This is a genomic window from Jeotgalibaca arthritidis (assembly GCF_011100465.1).
GTDB lineage: Bacteria > Bacillota > Bacilli > Lactobacillales > Aerococcaceae > Jeotgalibaca > Jeotgalibaca arthritidis.
The window spans coordinates 1,092,844-1,111,703 of record NZ_CP049740.1 but is presented as its reverse complement, the minus strand read 5'-3'; the positions used below and the strand labels follow the sequence as shown (position 1 = coordinate 1,111,703).

The window sequence follows — 18,860 nt, the reverse complement described above, 5'->3', positions numbered from 1 at the left end:
TCCTCTTTATTCATACTATTGTTTCTTATATTATACTGAATTAATAAAAAGGTTTCATTTGATAGGGTCCTGTAGAGCTTAAAAAAATAAAAAACTGTCTTCATGTAACAAAGAGCACTTTGCCTATGATGACAGTTTCCATATTTTTTTACTTTCTTATCACGAATCCGATAGAGGCTGCCATTTACGATGATGATCAAAATGAGCAGCTTCTTTTTGAGCTGATTGGATAATCTCGACAGGATAATCTAAAACTTTAAGCAAGGAAATCGCATTCCTTACTCGTGCAGGTCCTGATTTTAGCAGATAATCAAAAACGACTCCCTCTTCTTTCGTGACACTTTCAGCAAAATGAACATTCTTGCAACTTGTTTTTAATATTTCGGTCAATTCAATATCATGGGTCGCAATAAATGCCAGACTCGGAAAATTCCGAAGCCAATGAACGACACTTGATGAAGCAGCAATCCGTTCAATTGTATTCGTCCCTTTCAGAATCTCATCTATGAAACAATAACACTTCTCATTTGTTTCCACTTGTGTTAACAAACGCTTAATCGACTTGATTTCCGCAATAAAGTAACTATCTCCTTCAAAAATATTATCTTCTACCGCCATAGAAGTTATGACGTGTCCCGGGGCCAAAGAAAAGCTGGAAGCAAGAGCCGTTTGTATGGTCTGAGCAAGGATACAATTAATTGCAACACTTTTGATATAGGTAGACTTTCCAGACGCATTTGAGCCCGTAACCAAAGTATTCTTTTTCCAATGTAATGGATTAGTAACAGGTTCTTCTAAAAGAGGATGATAAATGCTTTCTGCAGTGACACCATCTTCTTGAAATTCCGGCTCACAACTCAACGGCATATAGGTCCGGAAATTTAGGATGGCAACTGCTAGCTCTAACTTCCCTAAAAGCTGCCAAACTTGAATCGCTTTTTTCTGATTTTTCTGCAAGCTGTTCAAAACAAAACTATAAGAAATAAAAGGAAGCATGACTACCATATTTAAATAATCGAATATCAAATCCGCTTCCGTATTGCCTTTTAAACGAAAAGCGAAGCCGAATTGAGGAATAGTTCGGAGTGGCTTTAATGCCTCTTGTAACGGTTTTTGCAAAGGTGTTTCAATCTTTGCTAGTTTGTTTGCAGTCGCAATCATCTGAACGAAATAGCGCATGCTGTTTAATTCCGTTTCAAGAGAAAGTTTTTTTATCACGCCGATTGTAAAATTAAGCTAGACAAATAAATAAGCCATTCGTGGTACACTCAAATTGTAATTCCGACCAAAGAATACATAGGAGTGATCACGAATGACCTACACCCATCTTACCACGGATGAACTGGTGATGATAGAGGCTTATTACCATCAAAACATCGCTGTGACGACAATATCAGCCCGGTTAAAACGTTCCAGAATGACAGTCTACAATGTCATCAATTTCTTGAAAGAAGGCCATACGGCCCTGGAGTACTACCGACAATACAAGAAAAACAAGCAGCGTTGCGGAAGACGCAAGATTGTCCTGCCAACGGAACAACAGGTCTACATCACTGAAAAAGTCGCACAGGGATGGACGCCCGATGTCATCATCGGTCGCCAGGAGATGTCAATCGGATGCTCCATGAGGACCCTCTATCGTCGCTTCAAGGAAAAGGTATTCGATGAAACAACTTTACCCATGAAGGGAAAACGGAAACCAAACGGCCATCAGGAACGTCGGGGAAAACAGGCCTTCAAGCGGAATATCGCTGAAAGGGAGAATGATTACCCGGCATTCAAGGAAGAATTCGGTCATGTCGAAGGCGATACCATTGTCGGTGTTCATCACAAAAGTGCCGTCATAACCTTGGTCGAACGCCTCTCCAAAGTCATTATCACCTTAAAGCCCGATGGGCGGAAGGCAAGTGACATCGAGCATACGATGAACAAGTGGTTTGAAGCGATTCCCAGACATTTATTTAAGTCCATAACCTTTGATTGTGGGAAAGAATTTTCCAATTGGAAAACCCTAAGCAACCAACATGACATCGCTATTTATTTCGCTGATCCCGGAACGCCTTCGCAGCGGGCCCTGAATGAAAATTCAAACGGTTTACTGCGAAAAGATGGGTTGCCAAAAGAAATGGACTTCAACCAAGTGGATCAACCCTTTATTTCATCGGTTGCGAACAAGCGAAATAACATCCCACGAAAATCCTTGGCATACCAGACGCCACTGGAAGTATTTTTGAGTTACCTAGATGAATCTACTTTGTCTAGCTTAAATTGACAAATCAAATCATATAATAAATCGGATTTAAGACCGCACTAGCCAATAAAAAAAATCCCCCAGCTAGTTGTCCGAAAAGCAAAAGAAGTACGCCGATAAAAGGGAATAAACCTAATGCTAGATAGATATACAAGTTACCTAGTTGATTTTGCGGCTTTGACAGATAGGCTGTTACTAAGTTATTATCTTGCTTTCCTAAACGTGCGAACTGATATTGTACTTTCTCTCTTGTTTGAGGATTTTCCTCATAATATTTTATTACCTTCTCCAACTGTTCATCTTTTTTAAAATGATAATTGCGAAGTTGACAGTATAAAGCCTGAGAGCCTATGCTGGAATAAGTAGCATTGATTGTTTCAAAAACGTCAAATAAATCCAGATCGTTCCAAGTAAGATCATCAATTTCAGAGTCCCATTCAGAAAAGGTTTTTTCAGTTTGCCAAGCTGTTTTCAAGCTTTTCTCCTTATCAAAACGAATTTGGTAGGGAGCTTCCCCCCACTGATTCCGTACTTTCGCTTTCAGTTTCAGGCGGTTGCGTATTTCCATGAAAATAATTACGCAACACACAGCCACTACGATACTTATTACTATATAACGATCCCCCATTGCTAACTCCCTCTATAACCCCTATGAGATTACTTCCTTTAAAATTCCAACTCAATTAAGAGCGGTGTGTGATCTTGCCGAATTCCAGAATCAAGCATTTCCGACTTGACTACTTTATCTGCTAGTCGATCGCTTACTAGAGCGTAATCAATTCTCCAGCCTGAATTATTAATTTTACTCGCCTTCACTCGCTGTGCCCACCAGGTATATACCCCTTCAATATCTCCATGCAAATGACGGAATGTATCAGTAAATCCCTGGGCTAATAGGTGTGTAAAGCCTTGTCTCTCTTCATCCGTGAATCCCGCAGAGAAATGATTGCGATCGGGGTGAGCCAAGTCTATTTCCTCATGAGCGACATTAAAGTCTCCCACTGCCAGTACTGGTTTTGTTTGGTCTAATTGGGATAAATATTCTGCGTATTTTTGATCCCAAATTTGGCGGTCTTCTAATCGTCCCAATGTATTTCCAGCATTCGGAGTATATACTTGTGTGACAAACAAATCTTCAAATTCCAAGGTAATGATTCTACCTTCTGCATCCATCGTTGTTGGTGCTCCAATTTCAGGAAAAGTAATTACCGGATTTAGAGCTTTCTTATATAAGAACAACGTCCCCGCATAACTTTTACGAGCAGGTTCAACAGCACTTCTCCATGCAATCTCGTATTCCCAAGCGTGTTCGGCTAATATCTCTGCATGCTTCTTTGTTAATCCTTTTGCGGTTAGTTTTGTTTCTTGAATCGCAATGATATCGGGATTCAAAGCAAGTATATTCCTTAGTACCTCTCGCGTCAGCAGTGCACGATTTGAATCACTGGTTAAAGCAGCATTTAATGAATCTATATTCCATGAAATTAACTTCATTTCGTTTCATTTTTTCATTAATTTTTCGTAAAACACTTCGTTTTTTTGTTTCATCAAACTATTTTTTGGATAAATAAAATATAAGGGACGATTGATTAAAAAATCCTTTATATTTAGATAGCACAATTCACCTTTTTCGACTTCTTCTTTTGCAACTTCTTCATACATGAATGAGACAGCATCTGATTTCTTTAATATATTTTTTATAATTGAAAAACTACTGATTTCATGAATCTTTGAAACGGATAGCAGCGAATCATTTGTTTCATATAAAAAATTTTCGTAAATTTCTCTTGTTCCCGAGCCTTTTTCTCGTAAAAGCAAAGGATATTCATGTATATCGCTTATATTCACTTTGGAATTTTCCAAGGGGTGACCTTTTCTGCTTACGGGAAGAAATTTTGTATTCTGAAACTCAAAATAATGAAACAACGATTTATCAAATATCCCTTCGATAAATGCACAAGATAATTCATTGTTCAGTAACATATCAATAATCATTTCTGTATTTTTTACAGACACAGAAATGACTTCGTCAGAATCACTTAAATACACACTCAGATAATCTGGTAAATAGTAATCAGCGATCGACAATGTTGAACCAATCTTAATAGATGTCTCAACTCTCTTTATTTGATCGATTAATTGCTTCTCATTTGCAAGCTGAAAATTTGCATAACTGTATAGTAATTTTCCTTGTTCAGTTAAAGTCACTGTTTTGCCATCGATTATAATCAAACGACATCCATAATGTTCTTCTATTTTCTTTATATGCTGGCTAACAGCAGGTTGGGTTAAATTCAACGCATGAGCCGCTTTTGTATAGTTTTTATATTTAGCCACTTGCACAAACGTGAGTAGTTTTGTATCTAGCATGGAACCCTCCTTAATGTGATTTTTACTCCTTTTACCATAACATAACCTTATCAACGATAACAAATCATAATTGGATTTTATCGTTGTGCTCTTGTAAAATTACATTAGATTTATAAATTATTCTTAATGGAAGGAGAAATGTATGAAAAAGCTATTAAATTATTTACCTGGTTTTTCTCTTGCTTTATTACTTGCCTTAGTCGCACGGTTCATACAGTCTTTATTGCCTATACCCATTGTTAGTGATTCTTTGATCGCACTATTTCTTGGGATACTTTTAAATAATTTTTGGAAACCTAGTAAAGAAGTAACGGTGGGGTTAACATTTACGTCTAAAAAAATACTTAAATTTTCAATTATATTATTAGGTGCTTCTTTAAGTATTGAAACCATTCTAACTGTTGGACGCTTATCTTTAATTGTCATGCTCTTTACTTTAGTAACCTGTTTTGGAGGAGGATACTTTGTAGGGAAATGGCTTGGTTTGAATTGGAAACTCTCTAACATGATTTCTGCCGGGACAGGAATTTGTGGTGGTTCTGCCATTGCTGCTCTCGCTCCTGCGATTGATGCGGAAGACAAAGATATTGCTTATGCAATGTCTGCAACCTTTCTTTTCGATGTAATTATGATTATCTTATTTCCTATTATGGGACGGGCGTTAGGTTTAAGCGATATCGCATACGGTTTATGGACGGGTACTGCAGTAAACGACACTTCAAGTGTAGTTGCTGCTGGATATGCATTCAGCGAAGCAGCAGGTGATTTTGCTACAATGGTCAAGCTGACTCGCACCCTATCTATTATTCCAACTGTATTGATTTTCTCTTTAATTAACACTTATTCAAATAGAAAAAACTCGGTTACTTTAAAAACAAAAAATGAAAAAGTAAATTTAATTTCTCTCTTTCCCTGGTTTATCATTGCATTTGTGGGTATGTCTGTGATCAATAGTATGGGATTCATTCCTCTTCCGTTCTCTAATGCATTGAAATTATTAAGCAAGTTCTTAATGGTTTCTGCTCTAGCCGCAATCGGTATGAATACAGACTTCAAAGAGATGAGAAAATCTGGCCTTAATCCCATGATTCATGGGTTCATTATTTCTACTCTAGTCGTGATTGTAGCAATCACTGTAGAATTTTTCATGGGAATAGTGTAACAACAAGAATTTCAGGCCAATAGCTACGATTCGTTTAATTTCCCGGAGGCAGAAAAAAACTTATATTACCCTACTCCATAAGAAAAGCGGACAAGTCCGCCTTGGGAGCTAGACATTGATGGCTGAACTTATAATCCCCTAGTCTAGGACAAAAAAAGTGATTGAGCATCCCACTCAATCACTTTTTCAAAACTTATTCAATAACGCCTTCCATATCAACTCTGAAGGATTCGCCTTCTTGCATGGAGTAGTGGCCTGATTCATAAGGGGCGCCCTCAATCGTCAATAGCACTTCTTCTACGCCATAGTAAACGCCAATGGTATTGACGATTCCTTGCAATAGAAGTGATTCTCCTGAACTACCCGCATTCATATTGCCAACTAGCTCTTCTGAAAAATCAACATAAACTCTGCCATCTTCATTCAAGTACAAACTATTAATCGTTGTTCCTTCTGGAATTAAACGGCCGTATTCAACATCTGGCACTTGTTCTAATAAATCGGAAATAACCTCTCTTGTTACATCATTGGTAAAGAAAGCGACATTCACATCTGCTGTTTCAATCCCCATAGCATTGGCATCTGGGAAGAAAGCTCTGATAACTGTTGATTCTGGTGTATCTGCGGTTTGCTCAGCTAATGTTGAAATAACTTCATAGCTAGCTTGTGCATCGGTAGCCACTTCTTTGACTAAGCCCATGCCGACAGAATAATAACGTGTCGTAGTAGCATCGCCTTCTGTTGTCGTTACTTCGATTGCTGGGAATACGCCAAGTGGTGTTTCCACATCAACATCAACGGCTGTAATTTCAGTCGTTGAACCTGATGGATTTCCCCAACTATTGCCTACTTCAAGCGGTTCTTTTAATAAAATAGTTCCTGCGTCATCACTTGTCTGATCCAACATATTTTCACGGAAATATGTTTCTGGACGCGTAAAGGTTTCGACTAATTGACCATCTGAATAATCTAAGACAGATACGATTTGCGTACCGCCATTATTTTTAACATATTGTGCGCGATTTTCTTCGATGTATTGCGGATACCAGCTGAATGTCGCATACTCATTGCCTTCGCCTTCATAAGAAGACAAAACATTCTCTACGAAAGGAAAATAAGCGGCAATCGTATCGGTTTCCTCTTCTACAGAGCTTGATTCCTCAACGGATGAACTCTCCTCAATACTACTTTCCGAACTTGCCGGCTGTGACGATGAATCCACAACTGTGTCGTCTTCCTTAGAACAAGCAACTAAAAATGCTGCCAGCAAACCAAATACTAATAATCGATTTCTCTTCAAACTAATCCCTCCTACCATCTTTCTTAACTTGCTTTAATTATATCATAATCAAACTTTGATACGAAATCAGAAAAAGCTGAGTGGAGGCTGAGGATTTTCCCAGCTTCTTTTTGTCGAAATGTAAGATACAGACTAAAATTATCAGCTGTAACGCACACTCAGGTACCTAAATGTAAGATACAGACTGTTTGAAGCAGCCTGTATCTTACATTTCAAGGTAAAAGTGTGCGATACAGCTCAATTTTTGAAGCTGTATCGCACACTTCTTGAGCAAATAAAAAGGAGCTGAAAAAAATTCAGCTCCTCTCAATGCGCATCTTATACTTTAAATTTCAGAACCACTTTATGGAGGCTGTCAGACATCATTAAGATTTCTGTGGCAGTGTTTGCGATCACTTCAGCTGTAGCGAGTTGTTCTTCACTTGACGCTGAGATTTCTTCAGAATTGGCTGCTGACTGCTCAGCGATTCCTGTCATATCACTTGCCTGCTTACCGATTTGTTTTGATGCTTGGTCCACTTGGTTTAACATTTGTGATGAGTTATTGACGCGAGCTGTAATGTCTTCTACGGAATGTTTAATCTCATCGAAGGCGCTGCTCGTTACTTCTACAGCAGACTCTTGTTCAATAACAGCTTGTTTGGTAATCGCCATTTTCTCAACGGCAACCGAACTCATTTTTGTTGTTTCAGTTACATAAGTAGTTTTTTTTTATTAATATATTGGTTATTATTAAGGCTTAGAATTGAGTTGATTTCACCTCCACCATATTGTTATTTATTGCACGTAAACAAAAAAACATTTACTTTTCATAAATTAATCTCTATAATATATTTTATATAAATAATGGTTTTTTGAGAAAGAAGGGAATAAAAATGAACAAGAAAACGACCTTATCACTTATTTTTCTACCTGTATTATTAATGGGTATTGATGCGTTTGCCACACAAGCCATCAATGACTATGTCTCGCAATCATTTAATATTGGCCCTGCTTATTTTTCTATCTTCTTACAAATTATTCTTCAAGGCCTCACCCTTATCATCTTGTATCACAGCTTAGTTTATAAAAAAGAAAAAACGTATCAGCTGACTCTAGCTGTCATGCTAGTTGCCTGTGTTTTGATGCTCTTCTTATCAACGGCACTGATTATTCCTTTCCAATTCTATCTCATTACACCATTCCTAATCGCTTATTACGGCAGTGCCTTACTCTATAGTTTATTATCTAAATAAAAAAACGAGCCTGCCACCAAAAAAATTGGTAGAAGGCTCGTCTTTTATTTGATTAAAAATGCCACTGTTTCATAGGGTCTAAGCGTTATTTGGGATGTTAAGCTTGCATCGGGATAATTACCAATAACCACTTCTGCTCCCTCTTGCACCCATTCTTCTGGAATCGTTAAGCTATAATCCGTGCCGTAAAAATGATTTAAGACGAGTAGTTTTTCGCCATCTTTTTCACGGATATAAGCATAGACTTCTGGGTCATCAAGCAAAATACCTTGGTAGCTGCCATCAGAAATAATGGGCATAGATTTACGAAGCTGAATCAGTTTTTGGTAGTAAGGGAAAATGCTTCCTTCTGCCAGTTCCTTCTCAGCATTAATGTCTAGGTAATTATCAGCTACTTTCAACCATGGCTCAGCCGTTGAAAAACCAGCATTTAAACTACTGTCCCACTGCATCGGTGTTCGGCTATTATCACGTGATTTTTGCTTAATAATAGCAATAGCTTCTTGATGGCTCTTGCCATCCAATCGCATGCTCTCATAAGCATTATGGGTTTCAATATCAACATACTCATTAATATCACCGTAATCAGGATTGGTCATTCCAATTTCTTCACCTTGATAAATATAAGGTGTCCCCCTCAGCAAATGAATGGCCTGCGCCAACATCGTCGTTGTTTCATAAGGGAAACGCTCAGGATCCCCGAAGCGGCTATTGGCGCGCGGTTGATCGTGGTTATTCCAGAACAAGGCGTTCCAGCCATTGCCATCCGACATGCCACTTTGCCATTCATCCAGCAATTGCTTAAGCTCGATAAAATCAAAGGGCACATCTGACCATTTTTCACCGTCTTGATAGTCCACCTTCAAATGATGGAAACTGAAAATCATCGACAACTCATTACGATCAGGATTAGAATACAAAACGCCATTTTCAACTGTAGTGGAAGACATTTCCCCAACCGTGATAATGTCATCGTATTGTCCGAAGCTGGCTTGATTTAATTCACGAACATAGTCGTGGACAATCGGCGTATCGGTATACAGACCCTTTTCATTATCACCATCACTATCTACTAATTCTTCTGCTTTACCGATAACATTCAAGACGTCAAAGCGGAAGCCACGAATCCCTTTTTCCAGCCAAAATTGAACAACTTTATACAATTCTTCTCTGACTTTTGGATTTCTCCAATTTAAGTCGGCTTGGGTTTTGTCATACAGACATAAATAGTAATTGCCAGTCTCGCCAAATTCATCCCACGCATCGCCACCAAATTTCGACTGCCAGTTTGTTGGCAAGCTGCCGTCCTCTTTAGGGGAGCGAATAATGTAGTAGTCTTCGTATTCCTTTTCCCCAGCTAGGGCACGTTGGAACCACTCGTGAGTAGTTGACGTGTGGTTAAACACCATATCAAACATCAATTCGATATTTTTTTCTTTTGCTTTTTCAATCAGTTCTTCCAAATCTGCCATACTACCAAAGACAGGATCAATGGCCGTATAATCCGTTACGTCATAGCCGTTATCTTTTTGAGGAGACAGGAATACGGGATTCATCCAAATCATATCAATCCCCAGTGTTTCTAAATACGGTAATTTTTCAATAATCCCGCGAATATCGCCAATCCCATTACCATCCGAGTCATTAAATGATTTCGGATAGAGCTGGTAAATGACCTTTTCTTTAAAATTAGCCATAATAGCCTCCTTCTCTTCTAACAAGGAGACAGGCCAAAAGTGAGCATGCTCTTCTTCTGTCCTGTCCGTTTTTATTATTTTTGTGATGTTTCAATAACAGGTGCATCTTCGACATCACCTTTTGGTACAAATAAGTTGTTCTTTTCAAAGATAATCGTTAATAGAATCGGAACAACAATTGCAATTGCCATACTTACAAAGAACATTGGCCAGTGCTCAAATTGAATAGATAGGAATCCAGGAATCCCACCGACACCGATTGATGCTGCTGTTACGCCTGAGAGAACTGAAACGAAACCAGCAATCCCTGAGCCAATCATTGCTGCAATGAATGGGTAAATGTACTTAATGTTAATACCAAACATAGCCGGCTCAGTCACACCTAGGTAACACGAAATCATCGCTGGGATAGACACTTGCTCTTCTTTCTTATTTCCGAGGTGCATGAAGATAATCGCTAGAACCGCAGACCCTTGAGCAATGTTTGATAAAGCAATCATTGGCCATAATTGTGTACCGCCAAAGTCAGACATTAATTGCAAGTCGATAGCGTTGGACATATGGTGAAGCCCTGTAATAACCAGTGGTGAGTACAACGCACCAAAGACAAGCCCAAACAACCAGCTGAAGCTGCCTGTAATTCCTGCATAAACAACATCTGAAATCCAGTTACCCACTTGCCAACCAATCGGTCCTAAAATGGTATGCGCCATTAAAACAGTTGGGAGTAAGGCAAAGAATGGCACAAAAATCATTGAGATGGCTTGTGGAATCCATTTACGCAACCATATTTCTAAGAAGGCCAATGTAAAGCCTGCTAGCATGGCTGGTAGAACTTGTGCTTGATAACCAATCATATCAATTTGGAAGAAGCCAAAGTCCCATACTGGAATGTCTGTTGCAGCAGTTCCTGCCACACCATAGGCATTCAAGAGCTGAGGTGATACTAAGGTGATCCCTAGTACGATACCTAGAATTTGGGTTGTTCCCATTTTCTTCGTTACGCTCCATGTAATCCCAACTGGTAGGAAGTGGAAAATCGCTTCACCAATCAGCCATAGAAAATGGTTCACACCTGACCAGAATTGATTCACATTAACAATTGTATTATAGATGGGTTCGCCCGCTGTTGTGAATGCTGGGGCACCATCCACCATCGCTTGCCCTAGTGATTGAAATTGAATACCTTCTAAAATATTACGAAAACCTAAAATAAGCCCCCCGACAACAATGGCTGGAATAAGTGGAGTAAAAATTTCTGCTAAAACGGACATAGCGCGTTGAATCCAGTTTTGATTTTGTTTAGCTGCTGATTTGGCTTCGTCTTTCGACACGCCTTCTTTTCCAGAAACCTTAGCGAATTCATTATAGAACATAGGAACTTCATTACCGACAATGACCTGGAATTGCCCTGCTTGCGTAAACGTTCCCTTTACTGATGGAATATCTTCAATCTTCTTCACATCAGCTTGATCGGGATCATTTAAAACAAAGCGCATCCGAGTTGCACAGTGAGTGACTGCTTAGATATTATCAGAACCGCCAATATGTTCCAATAAATCTTTTGCATCCTGCTTAAAATCTGCCATACTCTTTTCCTCCTTTTGTTAGACAACTTGTATAGACAAGTTACTTTATACTTTCATTCTACCTTGTTCATTTTAAAATTGCAACCGTTTACCACTCTGTTTTTTGAACTTAAGGTCTAAAAGTGTCGAGTGGACTCTGTTGCGGTGGCTCACTCGACATGAATGGGGAGATTTATGTCGAGTCGAGCCCTTTTTCTAGCCCCACTCGACACTTTTTCCCTAAATCATGTCGACTGGCAGATTTTTTAGCCTTCAATCGACATTTCTCTCCCTCAACGCCCCATAAATACGACGATAAGAGTAAATTCCCCCGCACCAATCATGAATTGGAGCCGGCGTTGCCACCATCGCTGGAAATAGCAGCTCAAATTCCTCAGCTGTCCGCCTAATCGCCTGAATGGCCGTCTCTTTATGACCGCAAGTTAGGCAAATACGCAGCTGCCGCGTGTGGCCGCCGTCAAATGACGCGCAATGCGGGCAGCAAATCCCCTTGCGAATGGCGTCATAGTCATAATGGGGAAGATTATACGCACGATAATCCGCCTGATGATGGGAAAGCAAACAACTAATGAAAGAGGCATGATCGCCCACCTCCTCATAAGGATAGGTTTGCTCTAAGTGCCGCTCTAGCTGGGGAAGAAAAATATAATTAGAATCCACCGGCGCCTGATACATAAAGAAAGCAGGATGGGTGAAAACAATGTGCTCTTCAATCCTATAATCATAACCCTGCCAGCGCACAAAGTTAGACAAGTTGGATTCTGATCGGTCTGATTGCCCAGTTGGGTTTGCCACTCGAAAGTTTGATAGCTTTCGCAGCTTGCCATTTTCATAGATATAATCATGGGTCAGATGTTTCACCTCATATAAATGTAAGGTCTGTCCCTTAATAATCAGCGTATCAATTTGAAAGTCATTGGTATAGACACTCAAATTGAGATCATTCAATACGGGATAACGCTCAGAAATAGCCTGAGTATAACGGTCTAACTGTTCTTCTCCTTGATGACCCCTTTCTTGGCGGAAAAAGTATTGCTTGTCTAGCACACTTAAGGATGTTCTCTTGCTCAATGCCTTCATTACTTTCAAAGCTGTCGATTCGGTTCTTGCCTTCATAAACATAACAAAATCTCCCTTCTGTTTTTTTCTTCTACTAATAAGATTCGCAAACAACGTCGTTTTCCGTTTTTTTATTGGAAATAAAAAAACAAGACTGAGAAAAAATTTCTCAGTCTTGTATCTACATATTATTTTTATGTGCTAAGTTCTCAGCTGGGCTGTCGCTCATTCGCTGAACCAAATCATGTTTAAATGATTGTGGCTGGTTTTTTCTCATTACTTTTCGTTCCAGCGATGGGAAAAAGAACAATTTTTTATAATAATTTAAGCTGGATGCTAGCAAGTAAGCTTTCCGGCTGGGGTGGCGCTCATAAGGTGCATGCAGAAAACGGGTTACTTTTCCTTGATTATAGAAATGTTTCACCTTATTGCGTTCTCCTTTTGCTACCATGTGCAACAATAAGGGTTTGGGTAAAACCGTATAAAGAATATCCTCGGCCGTCGTTGATTCAGCTATCTCGCGTTTAAAAATAAAGTCCTCGACATAATAACGGGCGACGTTATTTCCTGATGCGGTCACATAGTAGTTGCTCGATCCTAAGCGGCCGTTCAGTTCAAAGAACACATACTCGTCGTGCGCTTGGTCGTATTTCACATCGAAGGTGGCAAAGCCATAAAAATCGGTAGCCGCTAATAATTTCTTTACGGATTCCTCGATTTCAGGTTCTCTGCGCACAATGCCTGCCAAACTGTTCCCGATTGCGGAAGGAGTCGGATCATCAACCAAAACGTTGGAATAAGACAACAGCTTCAGCTGACGGTCTTTTTTGGCAACATAGGCCGTCACAATGCCCAATGTCTGGTCTTCTCCTTGAATATACTCTTGAACAATCAATTCACCAGAGTAACCATTTTTATAAATAAGGGCGATTTTCTCAGAAGCCTCTTGCTCGTCATAACAAATATAAACTTTTTGTTTACCTTCGAAACTCAATGTTTGATAATCGGGTGTTTGTGCCGGCTTAACAATAACCGGAAACCCCAATGAAAAACGGCGATTATCGCTATTTAAAATACTCGTACGTGGATAAGACACACCCATCTGCTGGCAGAGTTCATAGAAGCTCGATTTAACGGTGACTTGATCATAAGTTTCTCTCTCAACATAAGGGACTTGCCACTTTTCCGTAAAACGATGACGGTGCTCAACGAGTAATTCAACATAACAATCATCACTACCAAAAATAAGTTTCTCTGCCTCTGGATAATCACGATCAATTTGATCGAGTGTTTGTAACAATTGGTCAATATCCATCGGGCTTGCTTGTAAATAATGGTCAACAATTCGTGAATGAAGAATTGGACCTGTTTGATAAGGGCTGATAACAACTGACGGTTGATCATATGCTTCATAAAAAGCCTGAGCCAGTCCATATGCACCTCGGTTACCTCCCAGTATCACGGCTAAAAAGCGATTTGACTTTGTACTCTCCAATTTCTTCATTCCTTTCATTTGACCCAGCATTAAACAATAAAGTATGCTTTCTTGCGGAAATCATACTGGAGAGAGCCTCGTTCTTTTTGTTCCTGATCTGAAACTAACACGCCTTCTTCCAAGGTTAAAATACGGTATTGAAAATTTTTAATAACGTCTTGATCGTGGGTAGCCAAAATAATAGTGGTCCCACCTTTATTGATACGATAGAGCAAGCGGAAAATCTCCATAGACGTTCTTGGGTCTAAGTTTCCAGTTGGCTCATCAGCAATTAGCACCTTAGGATTATTTATAAATGCTCTAGCAATGGCAAGTCGCTGTTGCTCACCGCCAGATAGTTCGTGCGGATAGCACTGCGCGCGATTACCTAATTCGACTAAGGTTAGGGCACGACGAATGTTACTATCTAGCTCTTCAGTAAGCGTATCAATACTTTCTAAAACAAAAGCGATATTTTCATAAACGGTTTTATTTTGAAGGAGCTTGTAGTTTTGATGAACCACGCCTACTTCACGACGAATTTTATAGTAGTCACGTTTTTTGAGCTTACTCGTATCGTGACCACAGATAATTGACTTGCCTTTAGTGAGCGATTCTTGACAGGATAATAGCCTAATTAGAGTCGACTTCCCAGAGCCACTCGCCCCTAGGAGATAGACGAACTCTCCTTCCTTAATAGAAAAAGAAACATCCTTCACGCCAGTGACATTGTTCGAATAAATTTTTGTAGCTTGATGACACTCAATGATATTCATTACCATACACTCTTTCTACTGCTTAAACTGATTAATCATGCCCATCAGTTCATCCGTACTTTGAGCTGCCTTAATATTCATGGCATAAGCACGTTGAACAACCATCATATCTGTAAAACGAGTTGCTAAATCAACATTTGAATTTTCAAGGTATCCTTGTAAGACAGTTGCCTCTTGATTTAAAACGGCTGTTGCGCCGTTTGCCAAGGCATATTTATTCTCACCAACTGCAATCAGTTGGTCTGCTGGAATTTGATAGACGGGAGTATCAATCGGATTGCCATTCGCTGACACCGTTAAAGCCTCTCCTCTAGCATTCACTACGACGTTATTTTGATCGATATGGAAATTACCATCTCTTGTATAGTAAGTATTGCCATCTGCTGCTGTGACTTGGAAAAAACCATCTTCCTTGATAGCAAGTTGGTAGTCTCCTTCACTAGCAACAAGGCTGCCTTGTTGCATATTCAAAGTAGAGACTTCATTTCTTGAGCCACTGCTAATCTCAACTAATAAATCATTGGTTGTAACGGTTTGATTGGTCAGCAATGCTTCAAATTCTGATTGGCGACCTTTATAAGCTGTGGTATTCACATTGGCGATGTCATATGAAATAGTATCCATCGCATTTTGATAAGCTTGCATACCACTTCTTGATATTCCTAAAGCTGGATTCATGAATTAGTCTCTCCTTCTATACTTTTCCAATTTCATTTGTCGCACGACGCAGTGTTTCATCCGTTGCCTGAAGTGCGCGTTGGTTTGATTCAAATTCACGTGAAATCTTCATCAATTCTACCATTTCATCTGCTGTATTCACATTTGATAACGCGATATATTGCGTTGGATTCGTCTCATCTTGTTTCAACGTTCCTGGTTCTTGGTTCACATACACTTCATCAATATAATTGCTAAAAGTAAAACCGCCAATATTTGCTTCTTGATCACGATTTGGCCCGCCTAAACGGTTAAACATCTGACGTTCAGCTTCTGTACTTTGCACAGAACGCTGTGCCTGATAGCCCGGTGTGTTAATATTTGCAAGGTTTGAACTGACCATTTCTTGTTTTCTTTGCAAGTTAGTAAAATTTTGTTGTAAGGTATTAAAACTTCTAATCACGGTATTCCCTCCCGATATACTCTCTTAGCTTCGTAATAGCTTTCCCGTGAATCTGAGAAACACGCGGAACTGAAATATCAAAGATATAGGCAATGTCTTTTAGTGCCATCTTTTCTGTATACAATAGTTGTAGAATTTGTTGATCTCGTTCTGATAAGTGTTCAATAGCTCGTGCTAGGTAAGCTTTTCTTTCTTCTAATAGCAAAATATCCTCAGCTTGGTCGACACGTTTATCTTCGATAAAGTCGCCCAAGCTAGCACCGCCACTCTCATCCGTGAAAATTAACTGCTCAAGACTAGTAGCAGACAATTGGTTGATAATGTCATAAATATCATCCAGCTGTCGTTCTGTTATCGCCATTTTACTTAAAATTTCTTTTTCTGTTGGTTCTCGTTTCAACTCTTTTTGTAAGTCTTCTTTTGCTAGGTAGAATTTCTTTACCTTGTCCATACCGCTGCGAGCAACATGAGAGACCTTGCGAACTTCATCAATAATCGCACCGCGAATTCTTAAATAGGCATAACTTTCAAACGGGACTTTTTGTTGATGGTCATACTTTTCAATCGCATCCATCAATCCAATCACACCGAAGTTGATTAAATCCCCACGTTCATATTCACGACTTTTTATTTTAAGGCCGTTAACAACTTTCTCCACTAATGGTAAATATTGGAGAATAGCATCGTCACGGCTTTGATTTACTTCAGAATACATGGCTCACCTCCTCGAGAACTTGACTAGGCAATAGAATCGACCATCCCTGCTGCGGTAATCGCAATTTCATTAGGTACTTCATTTAATGACAGCACGGCTAACTCAGGGAAATTATAATGAATTAAATTCTTCATAGCAGGACGAATTTTTGGTGATACAAGTAAGACGTGTGGAATACCTTGTGTTTCTAGTTGATAGTGGACAACCTTCACGCTATCGAATAGTTTCGTAATCACGTCTCCCTGTAACACAGGAATAGAACCTGCTGAAGATTTTTGAATATTTCGGCTTAATAATTCTTCTGTGTCTGGATGAAGGGTAACCACATTTAAGGTTTGTGACTCATCCATATATGGTTGAACAATCGTATATTTTAGAGCTTGACGAACATATTCCGTTAACAGTTCTGTATCCTTTACTGTATTACCATAATCTGCCAATGTTTCTAAAATAGTAACCATATCGGTAATCGGAATCTGTTCTTTCAGAAGATTTTGTAGGACTTTTTGAACTTCACCTAAACGTAAAACGTCAGGAATCAATTCATCAATAACCACATTGTATTTGTCCTTCAATCCTTCTAGCAGCTGTTTCACTTCTTGACGTCCAAGCAAGGAATAGCTGTTTAGGCGAATGGTTTCTTTTAAGTGAGTGACTAAAACGGTCAATGGATCAACAACGGTGAAGTCATTAATTTCAGCCATTTCGCGGTCAGACGACTCAATCCACAAGGCATCCAAACCAAATGCTGGCTCCTTAGCAGGAATTCCCTTAAAGGTTACATCCTGTCCGTCAGGTAGGAGCATCAGTTCCTTATCCATATAGAGATTACCCTTAGCTTGGGTATTTCCTTTAATTTTAATGGCATATTCGTTCATTTCTAACTGTAGATTATCGCGAATACGAATCGGTCCTAATAACAAGCCCAACTCCTGAGCGAATTGTTTACGGATAATGAGCACTTGATTCATAATATTCTCGTCTTTTGTTTCATCAGCGATTCCAATCAAGCCGTAACCAATTTCAATCGAAATGGCATCCACTTGATGAGGCACGATGGCTTCCTTCGTATCCTTATCTCGCTCCGTTCTCTTTTGAGCAAGTACGGCTTGCTCATTTTGAATGGATTTGGCTGTTTCAGCCTTCTCGTTTTCATTCAATAAGTAGCCACCGACACCAGCCGCTAGACCAATCAGAAAGAATGATACTGTCGGAAAACCCGGTGTGAAAGCAAAAATAATCATTAAGGCTGCTAGAATAAACATAACCTTGGTCGTTGAAAATAATTCTGGTAGCAACGAACTACCAAAACTCTTGGATGTTCCTGAACGAGTCACCAAAATACCCGAAGCAATGGAAATCAATAGGGCAGGAATCTGGCTGACAAGGCCATCACCAATGGTTAGCTTACCAAACTGATTCAAAGCTTCCCCAATTCCCATACCATGTTGTAAGGAGAAAATAACAACCCCACCGATTAAGTTAATCAAGGTGATAATAATACTGGCTGTTGCATCCCCTTTTACAAACTTACTCGCACCGTCCATGGCACCGTAGAACTGTGTTTCACGTTCTAAGTCTGTCCGACGTTTACGAGCTTCTTCTTCAGTAATTAAGCCTGATGCCATATCTGAGTCAATCGACATTTGTTTACCCGGCATCGCATCCAAAGTAAAACGAGCTGACACTTCAGATACACGACTCGACCCACTTGTTACAACAATCATCTGAACGATAAAGATAATCAAGAAGATAACGGTTCCGACAATCATATTATTACCGGCCACTAAGTTAGCAAAGGTATCAATGACTTGTCCGGCATTACCCTCTGTCAAAATCAAACGTGTTGAGGCAATACTCAATCCTAGGCGGAACATGGTTGTAATCAACAGAACCGTTGGGAAACTTGAGAATTCCAATACACTTTTAGTGAACAAGGTCAGTAGTAAAATCGTAATCGATAAGGCAATGTTTAAAACAAACATAAAATCCAGTATAACAACTGGCAAAGGAAGAATAATCATCGCCAAAATCATCACAACAAAGATCGATACACTAATATCCATTGTTGCGGATTTTCTTTGCGCCTTCTTCAAAATATTCATAGACATA

The 18,860-nt window shown here is 39.4% G+C and carries 16 protein-coding genes and 2 pseudogenes; 3 read left to right on the top strand and 15 right to left on the bottom strand.

Annotated features, from left to right (window positions below; all coding sequences use genetic code 11):
• Positions 1-159: 159 nt before the first annotated feature.
• Positions 160-1,218: pseudogene (locus tag G7057_RS05720) on the bottom strand (MutS-related protein); the annotation flags it as partial.
• A 94-nt stretch (positions 1,219-1,312) separates the two neighbouring features.
• Here G7057_RS05720 and G7057_RS05715 point away from each other — a divergent pair.
• On the top strand, positions 1,313-2,272 hold the full coding sequence (locus G7057_RS05715; RefSeq protein WP_166161957.1) for an IS30 family transposase: 960 nt from the start codon (positions 1,313-1,315) through the stop codon (positions 2,270-2,272).
• 4 nt (positions 2,273-2,276) lie between these two features.
• Here G7057_RS05715 and G7057_RS05710 read toward each other — a convergent pair whose 3' ends face one another.
• Genes G7057_RS05710 through G7057_RS05700 form a run of 3 tightly spaced genes read right to left on the bottom strand, consistent with a single transcriptional unit; the run spans position 2,277 to position 4,621 of the window.
• Entirely contained in the window at positions 2,277-2,879 is a 603-nt protein-coding gene (locus G7057_RS05710) for a hypothetical protein (protein WP_166161955.1), read from the bottom strand.
• Positions 2,880-2,917: 38 nt separating this feature from the next.
• Complete coding sequence (locus G7057_RS05705; RefSeq protein WP_166161953.1) at positions 2,918-3,745, bottom strand: exodeoxyribonuclease III; 828 nt, start codon at positions 3,743-3,745, stop codon at positions 2,918-2,920.
• A 6-nt stretch (positions 3,746-3,751) separates the two neighbouring features.
• Positions 3,752-4,621, bottom strand: coding sequence for a LysR family transcriptional regulator (locus G7057_RS05700; protein WP_166161951.1), 870 nt, complete (start codon positions 4,619-4,621; stop codon positions 3,752-3,754).
• Between the two features lie 142 nt (positions 4,622-4,763).
• On the opposite strand from G7057_RS05700, the gene G7057_RS05695 reads away from it, so the two are divergent.
• Entirely contained in the window at positions 4,764-5,783 is a 1,020-nt protein-coding gene (locus G7057_RS05695) for a YeiH family protein (RefSeq protein WP_076767736.1), read from the top strand.
• Between the two features lie 193 nt (positions 5,784-5,976).
• Here the strand turns inward: G7057_RS05695 and G7057_RS05690 are convergent, their stop codons facing one another.
• Both G7057_RS05690 and G7057_RS05685 read right to left on the bottom strand, forming a co-directional pair.
• Entirely contained in the window at positions 5,977-7,083 is a 1,107-nt protein-coding gene (locus G7057_RS05690; protein ID WP_166161949.1) for a GerMN domain-containing protein, read from the bottom strand.
• Positions 7,084-7,401: 318 nt separating this feature from the next.
• Positions 7,402-7,761, bottom strand: a complete 360-nt coding sequence (locus G7057_RS05685) for a hypothetical protein (RefSeq protein ID WP_166161947.1) — start codon at positions 7,759-7,761, stop codon at positions 7,402-7,404.
• Positions 7,762-7,958: 197 nt separating this feature from the next.
• Between G7057_RS05685 and G7057_RS05680 the strand changes: the two genes are divergently transcribed.
• Positions 7,959-8,318: a hypothetical protein gene (locus G7057_RS05680; protein WP_166161945.1), complete on the top strand. Its 360-nt coding sequence runs from the start codon at positions 7,959-7,961 to the stop codon at positions 8,316-8,318.
• 44 nt (positions 8,319-8,362) lie between these two features.
• Here the strand turns inward: G7057_RS05680 and treC are convergent, their stop codons facing one another.
• From treC to flhA, 9 genes and pseudogenes are all read right to left on the bottom strand, one after another.
• Positions 8,363-10,015 (bottom strand): alpha,alpha-phosphotrehalase, encoded by a 1,653-nt coding sequence (treC, locus tag G7057_RS05675; protein ID WP_166161943.1) that lies wholly within the window; start codon positions 10,013-10,015, stop codon positions 8,363-8,365.
• A gap of 74 nt (positions 10,016-10,089) precedes the next feature.
• Positions 10,090-11,604, bottom strand: a pseudogene (treP, locus tag G7057_RS05670) (PTS system trehalose-specific EIIBC component).
• A 252-nt stretch (positions 11,605-11,856) separates the two neighbouring features.
• A complete protein-coding gene (locus G7057_RS05665; protein WP_166161941.1) occupies positions 11,857-12,726 on the bottom strand; it encodes a nuclease-related domain-containing protein in 870 nt (289 codons plus the stop codon).
• A 118-nt stretch (positions 12,727-12,844) separates the two neighbouring features.
• Positions 12,845-14,158 (bottom strand): carboxylate--amine ligase, encoded by a 1,314-nt coding sequence (locus G7057_RS05660; protein ID WP_166161939.1) that lies wholly within the window; start codon positions 14,156-14,158, stop codon positions 12,845-12,847.
• Positions 14,159-14,187: 29 nt separating this feature from the next.
• The gene (locus G7057_RS05655; protein WP_166161937.1) at positions 14,188-14,913 is read right to left on the bottom strand and encodes a cell division ATP-binding protein FtsE; all 726 of its coding nucleotides are present in this window, start codon (positions 14,911-14,913) and stop codon (positions 14,188-14,190) included.
• Positions 14,914-14,928: 15 nt separating this feature from the next.
• Entirely contained in the window at positions 14,929-15,591 is a 663-nt protein-coding gene (locus G7057_RS05650) for a flagellar hook-basal body protein (protein WP_166161935.1), read from the bottom strand.
• Positions 15,592-15,607: 16 nt separating this feature from the next.
• Complete coding sequence (locus G7057_RS05645; protein ID WP_166161933.1) at positions 15,608-16,033, bottom strand: flagellar basal body rod C-terminal domain-containing protein; 426 nt, start codon at positions 16,031-16,033, stop codon at positions 15,608-15,610.
• The gene (locus G7057_RS05640; protein ID WP_166161931.1) at positions 16,026-16,748 is read right to left on the bottom strand and encodes a sigma-70 family RNA polymerase sigma factor; all 723 of its coding nucleotides are present in this window, start codon (positions 16,746-16,748) and stop codon (positions 16,026-16,028) included. The genes G7057_RS05645 and G7057_RS05640 overlap by 8 nt, the downstream gene beginning before the upstream one ends.
• A gap of 23 nt (positions 16,749-16,771) precedes the next feature.
• Entirely contained in the window at positions 16,772-18,853 is a 2,082-nt protein-coding gene (flhA, locus tag G7057_RS05635) for a flagellar biosynthesis protein FlhA (protein WP_193566115.1), read from the bottom strand.
• Positions 18,854-18,860: the final 7 nt, after the last annotated feature.

What these genes read in the sequence shown, in the direction of transcription:
- G7057_RS05715 (WP_166161957.1), top strand. Translation starts at nt 1,313, where the DNA reads ATGACCTACACCCATCTTACCACGGATGAACTGGTGATGATAGAGGCT.
- G7057_RS05710 (WP_166161955.1), bottom strand. Translation starts at nt 2,879, where the DNA reads ATGGGGGATCGTTATATAGTAATAAGTATCGTAGTGGCTGTGTGTTGC.
- G7057_RS05705 (WP_166161953.1), bottom strand. Translation starts at nt 3,745, where the DNA reads ATGAAGTTAATTTCATGGAATATAGATTCATTAAATGCTGCTTTAACC.
- G7057_RS05700 (WP_166161951.1), bottom strand. Translation starts at nt 4,621, where the DNA reads ATGCTAGATACAAAACTACTCACGTTTGTGCAAGTGGCTAAATATAAA.
- G7057_RS05695 (WP_076767736.1), top strand. Translation starts at nt 4,764, where the DNA reads ATGAAAAAGCTATTAAATTATTTACCTGGTTTTTCTCTTGCTTTATTA.
- G7057_RS05685 (WP_166161947.1), bottom strand. Translation starts at nt 7,761, where the DNA reads ATGAGTTCGGTTGCCGTTGAGAAAATGGCGATTACCAAACAAGCTGTT.
- G7057_RS05680 (WP_166161945.1), top strand. Translation starts at nt 7,959, where the DNA reads ATGAACAAGAAAACGACCTTATCACTTATTTTTCTACCTGTATTATTA.
- treC (WP_166161943.1), bottom strand. Translation starts at nt 10,015, where the DNA reads ATGGCTAATTTTAAAGAAAAGGTCATTTACCAGCTCTATCCGAAATCA.
- G7057_RS05665 (WP_166161941.1), bottom strand. Translation starts at nt 12,726, where the DNA reads ATGTTTATGAAGGCAAGAACCGAATCGACAGCTTTGAAAGTAATGAAG.
- G7057_RS05655 (WP_166161937.1), bottom strand. Translation starts at nt 14,913, where the DNA reads ATGAATATCATTGAGTGTCATCAAGCTACAAAAATTTATTCGAACAAT.
- G7057_RS05650 (WP_166161935.1), bottom strand. Translation starts at nt 15,591, where the DNA reads ATGAATCCAGCTTTAGGAATATCAAGAAGTGGTATGCAAGCTTATCAA.
- G7057_RS05640 (WP_166161931.1), bottom strand. Translation starts at nt 16,748, where the DNA reads ATGTATTCTGAAGTAAATCAAAGCCGTGACGATGCTATTCTCCAATAT.
- flhA (WP_193566115.1), bottom strand. Translation starts at nt 18,853, where the DNA reads ATGAATATTTTGAAGAAGGCGCAAAGAAAATCCGCAACAATGGATATT.